Source organism: Solimonas marina, assembly GCF_012241385.1.
In the GTDB taxonomy this organism is placed as follows: domain Bacteria; phylum Pseudomonadota; class Gammaproteobacteria; order Nevskiales; family Nevskiaceae; genus Solimonas; species Solimonas marina.
On sequence record NZ_JAAVXB010000009.1, the window covers coordinates 185,017 to 197,238 of the forward strand.

General features: G+C 65.6%; 9 protein-coding genes and 2 tRNA genes. 8 read left to right on the forward strand and 3 right to left on the reverse strand.

The window, feature by feature from the left end; all coding sequences use genetic code 11:
* The first annotated feature begins 11 nt into the window (after window positions 1–11).
* Genes G7Y82_RS15690 through G7Y82_RS15705 form a run of 4 tightly spaced genes read left to right on the forward strand, consistent with a single transcriptional unit; the run spans window position 12 to window position 6,135 of the window.
* Entirely contained in the window at window positions 12–1,532 is a 1,521-nt protein-coding gene (locus G7Y82_RS15690) for a NosD domain-containing protein (RefSeq protein WP_206370755.1), read from the forward strand.
* A 41-nt stretch (window positions 1,533–1,573) separates the two neighbouring features.
* Window positions 1,574–2,455 carry a type I 3-dehydroquinate dehydratase gene (gene aroD, locus G7Y82_RS15695; RefSeq protein WP_168149078.1) on the forward strand — a complete coding sequence of 294 codons (882 nt, stop codon included), beginning with the start codon at window positions 1,574–1,576 and terminating at the stop codon, window positions 2,453–2,455.
* Window positions 2,452–3,750: a carbohydrate porin gene (locus G7Y82_RS15700; RefSeq protein WP_206370757.1), complete on the forward strand. Its 1,299-nt coding sequence runs from the start codon at window positions 2,452–2,454 to the stop codon at window positions 3,748–3,750. The genes aroD and G7Y82_RS15700 overlap by 4 nt, the downstream gene beginning before the upstream one ends.
* Window positions 3,751–3,783: 33 nt before the next feature.
* The gene (locus G7Y82_RS15705; protein WP_168149079.1) at window positions 3,784–6,135 is read left to right on the forward strand and encodes a membrane-bound PQQ-dependent dehydrogenase, glucose/quinate/shikimate family; all 2,352 of its coding nucleotides are present in this window, start codon (window positions 3,784–3,786) and stop codon (window positions 6,133–6,135) included.
* A 63-nt stretch (window positions 6,136–6,198) separates the two neighbouring features.
* On the opposite strand, the gene G7Y82_RS15710 is transcribed toward G7Y82_RS15705, so the two are convergent.
* Together G7Y82_RS15710 and G7Y82_RS15715 are read right to left on the reverse strand one after the other, a co-directional pair.
* Complete coding sequence (locus G7Y82_RS15710; protein ID WP_168149080.1) at window positions 6,199–7,014, reverse strand: ABC transporter permease; 816 nt, start codon at window positions 7,012–7,014, stop codon at window positions 6,199–6,201.
* Window positions 7,011–7,778, reverse strand: a complete 768-nt coding sequence (locus G7Y82_RS15715) for an ABC transporter ATP-binding protein (protein ID WP_168149081.1) — start codon at window positions 7,776–7,778, stop codon at window positions 7,011–7,013. The genes G7Y82_RS15710 and G7Y82_RS15715 overlap by 4 nt, the downstream gene beginning before the upstream one ends.
* A 141-nt stretch (window positions 7,779–7,919) precedes the next feature.
* Here G7Y82_RS15715 and gstA point away from each other — a divergent pair, with 141 nt between their 5' ends.
* The 4 genes from gstA to G7Y82_RS15735 all read left to right on the forward strand — a co-directional run bounded on the left by gstA (window position 7,920) and on the right by G7Y82_RS15735 (window position 10,855).
* Window positions 7,920–8,525, forward strand: a complete 606-nt coding sequence (gstA, locus tag G7Y82_RS15720) for a glutathione transferase GstA (RefSeq protein ID WP_168149082.1) — start codon at window positions 7,920–7,922, stop codon at window positions 8,523–8,525.
* A 127-nt stretch (window positions 8,526–8,652) separates the two neighbouring features.
* A tRNA-His gene (locus G7Y82_RS15725) sits at window positions 8,653–8,729 on the forward strand.
* Window positions 8,730–8,796: 67 nt separating this feature from the next.
* Window positions 8,797–8,871 (forward strand) — tRNA-Lys (locus G7Y82_RS15730).
* A 70-nt stretch (window positions 8,872–8,941) separates the two neighbouring features.
* Complete coding sequence (locus G7Y82_RS15735; protein ID WP_168149083.1) at window positions 8,942–10,855, forward strand: SurA N-terminal domain-containing protein; 1,914 nt, start codon at window positions 8,942–8,944, stop codon at window positions 10,853–10,855.
* 101 nt (window positions 10,856–10,956) lie between these two features.
* Here the strand turns inward: G7Y82_RS15735 and fabV are convergent, their stop codons facing one another.
* Window positions 10,957–12,174 (reverse strand): enoyl-ACP reductase FabV, encoded by a 1,218-nt coding sequence (fabV, locus tag G7Y82_RS15740; protein WP_168149084.1) that lies wholly within the window; start codon window positions 12,172–12,174, stop codon window positions 10,957–10,959.
* Between the last annotated feature and the right edge of the window lie 48 nt (window positions 12,175–12,222).

Genomic DNA, 12,222 nt, shown 5'->3' on the forward strand with positions numbered 1-12,222 from the left:
CGGAGGGGATCATGAACCGTTCTTTCATGGTGGCGGCCTTCGGGCTGCTGGGTTCGCTCGTGCTCGTTGCCCCGGCGCTGGCGGCGCCGGCAGCGGACGTGCTGGCCGTCACGCACTACAGCGATGACGATGCGCAGGGCAGCCTGCGCTGGGCGATCGAGACCGCCAATCGCAATCCCGGCCACTATCGCATCGAGATCGAGGCGGTCGGCAAGCCGCCCTACGTGATCCGCCCACAGTCGCCGCTGCCGGAGATCAAGGGGCCGGTGCAGATCGTCGGCCTGCCGCGCGACCGCGACGGTGCGTACATCGCCATCGACGGCTCGGCCTATGTGGTCGGCGATGGCGTCAAGGCCTGCCCCGGTGCGGTGCCCGGCCAGTACGGCACCAATGTGCGGACCATGACGTCGCCGGGACTGGTGCTGCGCGACACCGAAGGGGTCGAGCTGAGCGGGCTGGAGATTCGCAATTTCTGCATTGGCGTGCTGATCAACCGCGCCAGCGGCAACTATCTGCACGACAACCGCATCGTCGGCAATCGTGGCGGCTCGGGCGTGATGCTGACCGGCGACGACGGTCACGGCAAGCCGACGGCGACGACCACGGTGCACAACCGGATCGAGCGCAATGAATTTCTCGACAACGGCGACGGCCTGGAGCTGACGCGCGGCGCCGCGTTCAATCTCGTTGCCGAGAACCGTTTCGTGTCGACCGATGCCAATCCCGAACCCTCGCAGGGTATCGAGATCCTGTGGGGCAACGACAATTTCGTGCTCCGCAATCTTTTCGAGCACTACTCCGACGGCCTGCAGATCAACTGGGGCAATCGCAACACGATCGCCGCCAACACCTTCACCGGCAACGCGGTGGGCGTCAACGTCAGCGGCGACGGCAACATCGTCGACGGCAATACGATCACGGGCAACAGCATCGGCATCGGCGTGCGTCCGGAGGCGCAGCACACGTCGAACCGCTTCACGAAGAACGCGATCTACGGCAACGGCCTGAAGATCAACCGCTGCTTCGCCGGTGGGGTCTGCGATCCGTCGATTCCGCGTGTCGGCATCCTGTTCGGTCTGCCCGGCCTCGAGCACTGGGTGTTCAAGGGCAACCGTGGCGGTGGCGTCGTCGCCGATCCGGCCAAAGCGATCTACATCTGTCCCGACCATGCGCCGAATTGCCAGCCGATGCCGAACGGTGGCATCGCGCCGCCGCAGCTCGACGCCGGGCATTGGACGTCGCAGCGACTGCAGCTGTCCGGCCATCTGCGCGGTGCGGCCCATCGTCGCTTTCACGTCGAGCTGTTCGCCAATCGGCCGGTGCCGGCGGGTGCGATCGCCGAGGGCGAGATGTATCTCGGCAGTGTCGACGCCTACAGCGACGCACAGGGCCGGGCGCGCTTTGAGTTCGACGCCGACAACGCCCATCCGCTGGGCACCGCCGGCGACGCCATCGCGGTCACCGCGACGGTCACCGCCAGCGACGGCGCGACCTCTGAATTCAGTTCGGCGCTGACACTGCATCGACAGTGAATGCAGCGCCTTTGATCGTCAAAACCAGGAGTGAGAACCCCATGAACCGCCGCGAATTGTTGATGGCCAGCACGGGATTGCTGGCGACGAATCTGCTCAGCGTTGCGCAGGCCGCCGATGCCGATGGTGTGGAGTCGGTCAAGCCGACGATGCGTCCGATCAAGGTCAAGGATGTCGTCATCGGCGAAGGGCGCGTCAAGGCGATCGTGCCGATCACCGGCGCGACGGCCGAGCAGGCCTTGGCGCAGGCCAAGGTGATCGGTGCCAGTCGCGACACCGATGTCGTCGAGTTCCGCGTCGATTTCCTCGATATCGGTCTCGATGCCGAACGGCTCGCGGCTCTGGGGCCGAAGATCGCCGCCGAGCTGGGCGGCAAGCCGATGATCGTGACGTTCCGCACCAAGGCGGAAGGCGGCAAGAAGGCGATCAGCGACGCCGACTATGAAGCGCTTTATACGCGTCTGCTGCAGGCCGGGTTCGCCGATCTGATCGATGTCGAGATGTATCGTGACACCAGCGTCGTTCGCCGTCTGGTGGCGGCGGCGCACGCGGCTGGCGCCTACGTGGTGATGTCGAATCACGACTTCGGCGGCACGCCGCCAGCGGCCGAGCTGCTGGCACGCCTGCGTCGTCAGCAGGCGTTGGGCGCCGATGTGCTGAAGCTGGCGATGATGCCGCGCAACCCGGGCGACGTGCTGGAGCTGCTGCGTGCGACCTGGGAAATGTCGGCGCGCTACGCCGAGCGGCCGATGATGACGATGTCGATGGGCGGCACCGGCGTGGTGTCGCGTCTGGCCGGCGAGATCTTCGGATCGGCGATGTGCTTCGGCATGATCGGCCACGCATCGGCGCCGGGTCAGGTCGAGATCGACCGCCTGGTCGGCGTGCTCGATCTGATTCACGGCTCGCTGGAGGGCGCATGAACGCGTCCGCGACCGGCATGACGACCCGCTCGGTATGGTGCGGCGCGGCGTTGGCGGCGCTATGCGTCAGCCCGATGGCCGCCGCCGAGCCGATGTCGGCCGACGCGATGGATACGCAGTACCTGACCGGCAGCTGGGGCGGGGCGCGCGCCGAGCTCGCGCAGCGTGGATACCGTCTGCGCGGCGATCTGGTGTCGGAAACCATGGGGGTGGTCGACGGCGGACTTGAAAACGGTCTGCGTTACGCGCAGCAGCTGCGCGTCGGCGCGGACTTCGATCTGCAGGCGCTGCTCGGCTGGCAGGGTGCGGCCTTCCACGTGACGGTCAACGATCGGCGCGGGCGCAGCACCTCTGCTGACCTGGCCGGCAATCGTTTCCCGATCCAGGAAACCTTCGGCGGCCTTTACACCAAGCCGACCGAGCTGAGCTACACACAGAACTTCTTCGACGGCCGTCTCGACATCAAGGCGGGCTTCTACGCGATGGGCAACAACTTCGCGTCGCTGAAGTTCGGCCCGGAATTCGTCAACGCGGCGTTTTGCGCGCATCCGTTGTCGCTGTCGGGCAACAGCGGTTGGTACAACTATCCGACGGCGCGTTGGGGGGCGGAGTTCGGCTTCAAGCTGACGCCGGAACTGGCCGTGCGCACCGGCTGGTTCCAGGTCAATCCGCGCTACGCGCATTCGGACGTGGCCTGGGATTTGGGCGCCAGCGGCACCACCGGCAGCCTCGTGCCGGTCGAGCTGCACTGGACGCCGGGCAGTGCGAGCGGCGGCCGTTATCCGGGCTATTACCGCGTCGGTTACTACTACGACAGCTCCGACGTGGCCAAGAAGGGCCAGGATGGCACCGCGCATCACCGTCAGGGCGCGTGGATCTTTGCCGAGCAGAAGGTCTACAGCGAGTCCGATGCGAACGCCCGCGGCCTGTTCGTCTTCGCGCAGTACACGTTCTCCGATGCGGCGAGCTCGCAGATCATCGACTGGACGTCGCTCGGTGCCGTCTACCAGGGTACGTTCCGCAGTCGCCCACAAGACCGCTTGTCGCTGGGTTGGGTGCGCGCCCGCATCAACGACCATCTGCTCGACGCGCAGACCGCGGCGCTCGCTGCGCAAGGGCAGGACGGCCAGCTGACGGTCGCCGAGTCCGCGATCGAGATGGCGTACAGCTTTCAGTACCGCCCGTGGCTGCTGTTGCGGCCCGACATGCAATACATCATCGACCCGGGGACGTTCTCCTATCGCGATACCGACAACGCACTGGCGGTCGGTATGCAGCTGAAGCTGACGTTCTGAGGTTTTTTGCGTTCTGTTGATCAGGAGGTTCCCATGTCTCAGACATCTTCATCGCCCGTGGTGCGCGCGCTTGCGGCCGTACTCGGCGTCGTCATTGCCGTCGCCGGCTTGGTGCTCGCGGTCGGCGGAGTGCGACTGCTGACGCTCGGCGGCAGCGCGTACTTCGTGTTGATGGGCGTCGCCATGCTGGCATCCGGCGTTCTGCTCGTGCGCCGCCGGCCGGCCGGCGTGACGCTTTATCTGCTCGCACTGCTGGCAACCGCGGTCTGGGCAGTCTTTGATGCCGGCTGGCATTTCTGGCCGCTGGTGTCGCGCCTGGCGATGCCGCTCGGTTTTGGCCTGCTGGCGTTGCTGGTGTTGCCGACGCTGAAAGCGGCGCAGGGCGGCGGCGGCGGTCGCGGCGCCTATGCCGGCGCCGCCCTGCTGGCGCTGGTCTTCGTCGCCGGTTTCGTCCACGCGTTTCGCGTCGAGCCGGTCGTCGCGCCGACCTCGGAACCGGCGGTGATGCCGGTTGCGGCCGGCAAGGCCCAGAAGAACTGGGAAAGTTGGGGCAATACGACGGCCGGCACGCGCTTCGCCGCGCTCGATCAGATCAACAAGCAGAACGTCGGACAGCTGCAAGTGGCGTGGACCGCGCATACCGGTGACGTGCCGGACAGCAACGGGTTCGGCGCCGAGGATCAGGACACGCCGCTGCAGATCGGCGACACGCTTTACATCTGCACGGCGCACAACCGTGTGGTTGCGCTCGATGCGGACAGCGGCGCGACGCGCTGGTCGTACGACTCGAAGGCGACCGCGCCGAACTGGCAGCGTTGCCGCGGTCTCGGTTACTACGCCGATGCCGACAATGGATCCGCGACGAGGGACGCCGAATGCGCGCAGCGCATTCTGATGACGACGGTCGATGCGCGACTGATCGCGCTGGACGCGAAAAGCGGCAAGCCATGCACCGATTTCGGCGATGCGGGCACCGTCGACCTCAAGGCCGGCATGGGGGAGGTCAAGCCGGGTTTCTATACGCTGACGGCGGCGCCGTTGGTGGCCGGCGACTTGATCGTCGTCGGGGGCCGTGTGGCCGACAATATCGAGGTCAATGAGCCCAGCGGTGTGGTGCGCGCGTTCGACGTGCATAGCGGCAAGCTGGTCTGGGCCTGGGATCTGTCGAAGGAAAAGCCGGACACGCCGCTCGACCCGAACATCAACTACACGCGTGCCACGCCCAACGTCTGGACCTCGATGGCCTACGACGCCAAGCTCGGCCTGATCTACTTGCCGACCGGCAACACCACGCCCGACCAGTGGGGTGGCGAGCGCACGCCGCAGGACGACAAGTACAACTCGGCGGTGGTGGCCCTCGACGTCAAGACCGGCACCGAGCGCTGGCTCTTTCAGACCGTGCGCCACGACCTTTGGGACTACGATCTGCCGGCGCAGCCGGCGCTGATCGATCTGCCGGACGGCACGCCGGCGCTGGCACAGGTGACCAAGGCCGGGCAGATCTTCCTGCTCAACCGGCAGACCGGTGAGCCGATTACCAAGGTCGAGGACATCCCGGCGCCGCAGGGCAATGCCAGTGGCGAGCGCTACGCGAAGACGCAGCCGGTATCGACCGGCCTGCCGCAGATCGGTACCGAACGCCTGACCGAGTCGGACATGTGGGGCGCGACGCCGTTCGATCAACTCGCCTGCCGCATCCAGTTCAAGCAAATGCGCTACGACGGCTTGTTCACGCCGCCCGGCGAAGACATGGCCTTGCAGTGGCCGGGTTCGCTCGGCGGCATGAATTGGGGCAGCGTCGCTTACGACCCCACGAATCACTACCTGTTCGTCAACGACATGCGCCTGGGTTTGTGGACCCGGCTCATTCCGCGCGCGCAGATGCAAAGCGGTGCTGGCGGCGTCGAAATGGGCGCGGCCTCGCAGACCGGCACGCCGTACGGCTCGCTGCGCAACCGCTTCCTGTCGCCGCTCGGCATTCCGTGCCAGAAGCCGCCGTACGGAACCATGTCGGCCGTCGATCTGACGACCGGCAAGCTCGCCTGGCAGGTGCCGGTCGGCACGGTCGAGGATACCGGGCCGCTGGGCATCAAGATGCACATGGGTATTCCGATCGGCATGCCGACGCTGGGGCCGTCGCTGGCGACGCAATCCGGCCTGCTGTTCTTCGCCGGTACCCAGGACTACTACCTGCGGGCGTTCGACAGCGGCAGTGGCCGCGAAGTCTGGAAGGCACGCCTGCCGGTCGGTAGCCAGGGTGGCCCGATGACCTACGTGTCGCCGAAGACCGGTCGGCAGTACATCGTCGTCACGGCCGGCGGCGCGCGCCAGTCGCCGGACCGCGGCGACTACGTGGTGGCGTACGCGCTGCCGAAGCCGAACTGACGCGTCCGGCCTGGTGGCCGTCACGATGCCCGCAGTGTTCCGGACACTGCGGGCATCGTCGTTTCAGCTGACGCTTTCCGCGCTGTAGCGCGCCAGCAGTCCGCTGCGTACCGCCTTGCGATGCACGGCGGCGAAGCACCAGGCGGCGGCGACGATCTGCGCGATCGCCAGCACCAGGCCACCGATCAGCGAGGCCCATGAAAAGCCGTGGCCGGCGACGATGGCGCGCATGCCTTCGAAGACATATGAGGGCGGCAGCAAGTGGCCGATCCACTGCATCCACGGCGGCAGCGTCGCCAGCGGGTAGAAGACGCCGGCGAACGGTGACAGCAGTGCCGGGATCGGCCAGACCAGCCATTCCGATGCGGGCCCCAGGCGCAGCACCATCGCGCAGGCGAGAATGCCGAGCGCGATGCCGAACAGGAACAGCACCAGCAGGAACGGGATCAGCAGCAGGCCGTAACTGAAGAACGAAAAGCCGAACACGCCGGTTGCCAGCAACAGCATGACGGCGAGGCCGACGATGCTGGTGGCGACGCTGGTCAGCACCAGGCCGCTGACGTATTCGCCGATCGACAAGGGCGTGGCGAAGATGTTGAGGAAGTTGCGCGCCCAGACATCCTCGAAGAAGGCCACGGTCACGCCTTGCATGACGCGCGAGAAGAAATCCCACATCAGCACCGCACCGAGCAGGGTCGGCACGAAATTCATGCCCGGTGTGCCGACCGAGTTCAGATAGCGGGTGATGAAGCCCCACAGCACGATGTCGATCGCCACCCAGGCGAAGGTCGGCAGCACGCGCGTCGGGCTGCTGCGCATCAGGTAATACTGACGCAGGATGACGCCGGCGACGCGGCGCGGATTGAAGCCGGCGCTCATGCGGTCTGGGTTCCGAACGACAGCGGCTCGTTGGCGGCCTGGATGAACAGTTCTTCGAGGCTGGCGACGCCGTGCTGGCCGGGCAGGGTCTTGGGATCGCCGGCCAGCAGCACACGGCCGCGCGAGACGAACAGTACGCGGTCGCAGACTTCCTCGACCTCGTACATGTTGTGCGAGGTCCACAGCACGGCGCTGTGACCGTCGGCGGCGATGTCGCGAATCATGCCGCGAATGTCGCGCGCGGTGGCCGGGTCGATCGACGCGGTCGGTTCGTCGAGCAGCAGCAGCCGCGGCGCGTTGAGCATGGCCTTGGCCAGGCACACGCGGGTCTGCTCGCCGGACGACAGCACACCGCACTTGGCGTCGCGGAAGCGCTGCAGGTCGAAGCGTTCGATCAGGGTTTCGATGCGCGTGTCGAGATCGGGTACATCGTAGATCAGGCCGAAGACCTTGAGGTTCTGGCGCACCGTCAGGTTGCCCGGCAACGGCGCGTAGACGGCGGCGAAGTTGGTGCGCGCCAGCGCCTGCGCGCGTTGCGTCGTCACGTCATAGCCTTCGATGGTGATGCGGCCGCTGCTGGGCGCCAGCACGCCGAGGATCATGTTGATGGTCGTCGTCTTTCCGGCGCCGTTGGGGCCGAGCAGGCCGACGATGTGGCCGGGCGCAACGTCGAACGAGATGTCGTCGACCGCCAGCGTGCTGCCGTACTGCTTGCGCAGCGCGGAGACCGAGAGCACGGGGCGGGGTGTTTCGCGGGTCTGCATCGTCGAGATCATGGTGCCGGGCGGCGCGGGGCCGGGCGCGCCATCATATCGGCTTGCCGGTGCAGGCGCCCCGGGCGCCGCTGGCTCGCGTAAGCTCTGCGCTTCTCCTTATTAATAGTCCACAACACGGAGTCACGATCGATGAAGCTCTACTACACGCCGGGTGCCTGTTCGTTGTCGCCGCATATCGCGCTGCGCGAGGCCGGCATGACGTTCGAGCTCAAGGCCGTGAACCTGAAGAACGGCACGCTGGCCGACGGCACGCGCTTTCGCGACATCAACCCCAAGGGCTATGTGCCGGCGCTGCAGCTCGACGACGGCACGTTGCTGACCGAAGGTCCGGCGATCGTCCAGTACATCGCCGATCAGGTGCCCGACAAGCAGCTGGCGCCCGCCGCCGGCACGATGGCGCGTTATCAACTCCAGGAGTGGCTGACGTTCATTGGCACCGAATTGCACAAGACCTTCACGCCGCTGTTCGCCGGTGCCGGTGACGAAGCCAAGTCGACGGCCACTGCGCAGCTGCAGCGTCGCCTGCCGCTGGTCGAGGCGGCGCTGAAGGCGCATCCGTATCTGCTCGGTGAGACCTACAGCGTTGCCGACGCCTATCTGTTCGTGGTGCTGAGCTGGGCGGGCTATGTTGGCTTCGATCTGTCGCCGTGGCCGGCACTCGGCGAATTCCGGGCTCGGGTCGCGGCGCGGCCGGCGGTGCAGGAGGCGCTGCGCGCCGAAGGGCTTTTGCAGTAGAATCCGCGGCCCGTTGGTGGCGTGGCGGGCGGGGCAGCAAATTTTCGATAAAGGAATTGTTGCGCCGGGATTCGTTCTGGTATGATTCGCGCCCCTGAGCGGTCCCCGGAGGGGAAAGCTCCCGGTGGTGGGCGTAGCTCAGTTGGTTAGAGTCCCAGATTGTGATTCTGGTTGTCGGGGGTTCGAGTCCCCTCGCTCACCCCACTCTAATTAGCGGTAAATTTGTCGGAAACGACGACCTGACGCGAAGCGGCGGGTGTCGGAAAAATGCGGGCTGTTAGCTCAATGGTAGAGCAGCTGACTCTTAATCAGTAGGTTCGGGGTTCGAGTCCCTGACAGCCCACCAAATCAAAAAAGCCCGGCACCGCCGGGCTTTTTGCTAACGACGACCGTAAAGCAGTCGAGAGAGTACAGGCATGCTGCAAAGTATCCGGGATCGCACGTCCGGCATCGTCGCCGGCTTCATCATCGCCCTGCTGGTCGTGCCGTTTGCGTTCTGGGGCATCCAGTCGTTCTCGGGCGGCGGCGGCGACCCGGTGGTGGTCAAGGTCGGCAGCGAGAAGATCAAGGAATCGCAGTTCCGCCGCGCTTACGAGCAGCGCTATCAGCAGTACCTGCAGCTGATGGGCGACAACTTCAACGCCGCCGACTTCAAGCAGGCGGAGTTCCAGAAGACCGTGCTCGACGACATGACGCGCGAGTCGCAGCTGCGCCAGCACGCCGACAAGCTCGGCTACCACGCCGACGACGCATCGCTGTTCAAGTCGATCTCGGCGATTCCGGCCTTCCAGTCGGACGGCAAGTTCAACACACAGGCCTACCGCACCATGCTCGGTGCGCAGGGCCTGACGCCGGAGCGCTTCGAGGCGCAGATGCGTCGCTCGCTGGAAATCGACCAGATGCGCGAGGCGATCACCGACACCGCCTTCATGGTGCCGGTCGAGCGTGATCAGCTGATGCAGGCGGTTGGCCAGCTGCGCCTGGTCCGCTATGCGGAACTGAATGTCGGCAGCTATGCCGGCAAGATTCAGATCAGCGACGATGCGGCGAAGCAGCAGTACGAAGACAGCAAGAGCCAGTACATGGCGCCGGAGCGCATCAAGCTGTCGTACGTCGAGCTGTCGCAGGACAACCTGCCGACCGCCAAGGCGCCGAGCGACGATGAACTCAAGGCGCTGTACAGCGCCGAAAAGGCCGGCCGCTTCACGACGCCGGAACAGCGCAAGGTCAGCCACATCCTGATCAAGTTCGGTGCCGACAAGGCGGCCGCCAAGAAGAAGGCCGAGGCGATCAAGGCCCAGCTCGATGGCGGCGCCGATTTCGTGGCGCTGGCCAAGCAGGACTCGGAAGACGCCGGCTCCAAGGCCAAGGGCGGTGACCTGGGCTGGCTGAAGCGCGGCGACATGCCGGAAAGCTTCGAGAAGACCGAGTGGTCGCTGAAGAAGGGCGAGACCAGCGATCCGGTCGAGACCGAATTCGGCTGGCACCTGATTCATATCGATGACATCAAGCCGGCCACGGTGAAGCCGTTCGACGATCCGGACGTCAAGCGCGAGCTGACACAGCTCTATCAGAACAAGGAAAAGCAGCAGCATTTCCAGGATCTCAGCGACAAGCTCGACCAGTTGGCGTTCGAGAATCCGACCTCGCTGGAACCGGTGGCAAAGCAGCTGGGCCTGAAGGTCGAGACCACGGACTGGTTCACGCGCGAGGGTGGCGAAGGCATTGCCGCCAACGATGCGGTCAAGCAGACGGCGTTCTCGCAGGAAGTGCTGAAGGACGACGAGAACAGCAAGCCGATCACGCTCAACGACAGCACCCTGGTCGTGGTTCGCAAGAACCAGTACGACGCGCCGCGCCAGCGCACCTTCGACGAGGTCAAGGACCAGGTCATCAAGTCCATGCAGGAAGCGCAGGGCAAGACCCAGGCCGAGGCTGACGCCAAAGCGATGATCGCCGACCTCAAGGCCGGCAAGTCGCTCGACGAGGTTGCCAAGGCCAAGAGCGCCGAGGTCAAGGATGCCGGTGCGCTGAGCAGCAACGACACCAATGCCGATCCGGCGCTGGTCAAGGCCGCGTTCAAGATCCCGCATCCGGCCGATGGCAAGGACAGCTACGGCGAGGCGACACTGAAGGACGGCAATCTGGCGGTGATGGTGCTGAGCAAGATCGTCCCGGCGCCGGCGCAGGCGATGCCGTCCGCGGCGCAGTTCAACCAGCTCGCTGCCGGTAAGGAATACGAGGCGTTCCGCGACAACCTGGCCGACGAGATCAAGGTCAAGATCGTCAACTCGCCGGCCGACGCGATTCCGGATCCGGAATCCGAATAAGCCGAAGCTTCATGAAAAAGGCCGCTTGCGATCGTCTCGCAAGCGGCCTTTTTCGTGGCCGTCGATGCCGGGCGCCGCGCGTGGCGGTGCCCGGCGCATGATCAGCCAGCGGGCGTCAGCTCCAGGCAGTCGAAGCGCACGTCGGGATCGACGTCGGCGTCGTAGTCGACGTCGCTGCGCGTAAAGCCGAACAACTTGAGGAACTCCTGTTTGTAGCTGGCGTAGTCGGTCAGCTCGAACAGGTTCTCGGTCGTGACCTGCGGCCACAGTGCCTTGCAGGGGCCTTGCACGTCATCGCGCAGTTCCCAGTCGTCGAGGCGCAGGCGCTGCTCGTCGTCCCTCACCGGCGGCTGGCCATCTTCGCGGTACAGGCGCTCGCGGAACAGGCGGTTGAGCTGTTCGATCGTGCCTTCGTGCAGACCCTTTTCCTTCATGATCTTGTAGACCATGGAGATGTACAGGGGCATCACCGGAATCGCGGCGCTGGCCTGGGTGACGACCGACTTCAGCACCGCGACGTTGGCGTGTCCGCCGCTGGCCTGCAGCTTGGCGTCGAGACGCTTGGCGGTGGCGTCGAGATCGGCCTTGGCGCGGCCCAGCGCGCCATGCCAGTAGATCGGCCAGGTGATTTCGGTGCCGATGTAGCTGAACGCGACGGTGCGCGCGGCGGGCGCGAGCACGCCGGCGCTGGACAGTGCGTCGATCCACAGTTCCCAGTCCTGGCCGCCCATGACGGTGACGGTGTCCTCGATCTCCTGATCGCTGGCCGGTTCGACCGACGCCTGGATGATCATGTCCTTGTTGGTGTCGATCGCCGTCGCCGTGTAGGTCTGGCCGATCGGCTTGAGCGCCGAGCGCTTCACTTCGCCGGTGGTCGGCAGCTTGCGTACCGGCGACGCCAGCGAGTAGACGACCAGATCGACCTGGCCGCCCATGTCGGACTTGATCAGCTCGATGACCTTGGCGCGCGCATCGTCGGAGAACGCATCGCCATTGATCGAACGGCTATAGCGGCCGTCGGCCTTGGCGAACTTGTCGAATGCGGCGGAGTTGTACCAGCCGGCGGTGCCGGCCTTCTTCTCGCTGCCCGGCTTTTCGAAGAACACGCCGAGCGTATCGGCGCCGAAGCCGAACGCCGCGGTGATGCGCGCGGCGAGGCCGTAGCCGCTCGACGCGCCGATGACCAGCACCTTCTTCGGGCCGTCGCTGCGCACGCCCTGGGCGCGCGTGGCTTCGATCTGTTCGAGCACGTTGCGTTCGCAGCCGAGCGGATGCGTGGTGGTGCAGATGAAGCCTCGAACCTTCGGATGGATGATCAACTTGTTGTCCTCGCTGCTGTGAGTGCGTCAATTCTACTGACTGCAGCG

Bases quoted from the DNA above. Each gene is read 5' to 3' on its own strand.
- G7Y82_RS15690 (WP_206370755.1), top strand. From the start codon at position 12: ATGAACCGTTCTTTCATGGTGGCGGCCTTCGGGCTGCTGGGTTCGCTC.
- aroD (WP_168149078.1), top strand. From the start codon at position 1,574: ATGAACCGCCGCGAATTGTTGATGGCCAGCACGGGATTGCTGGCGACG.
- G7Y82_RS15700 (WP_206370757.1), top strand. From the start codon at position 2,452: ATGAACGCGTCCGCGACCGGCATGACGACCCGCTCGGTATGGTGCGGC.
- G7Y82_RS15705 (WP_168149079.1), top strand. From the start codon at position 3,784: ATGTCTCAGACATCTTCATCGCCCGTGGTGCGCGCGCTTGCGGCCGTA.
- G7Y82_RS15710 (WP_168149080.1), bottom strand. From the start codon at position 7,014: ATGAGCGCCGGCTTCAATCCGCGCCGCGTCGCCGGCGTCATCCTGCGT.
- G7Y82_RS15715 (WP_168149081.1), bottom strand. From the start codon at position 7,778: ATGCAGACCCGCGAAACACCCCGCCCCGTGCTCTCGGTCTCCGCGCTG.
- gstA (WP_168149082.1), top strand. From the start codon at position 7,920: ATGAAGCTCTACTACACGCCGGGTGCCTGTTCGTTGTCGCCGCATATC.
- G7Y82_RS15735 (WP_168149083.1), top strand. From the start codon at position 8,942: ATGCTGCAAAGTATCCGGGATCGCACGTCCGGCATCGTCGCCGGCTTC.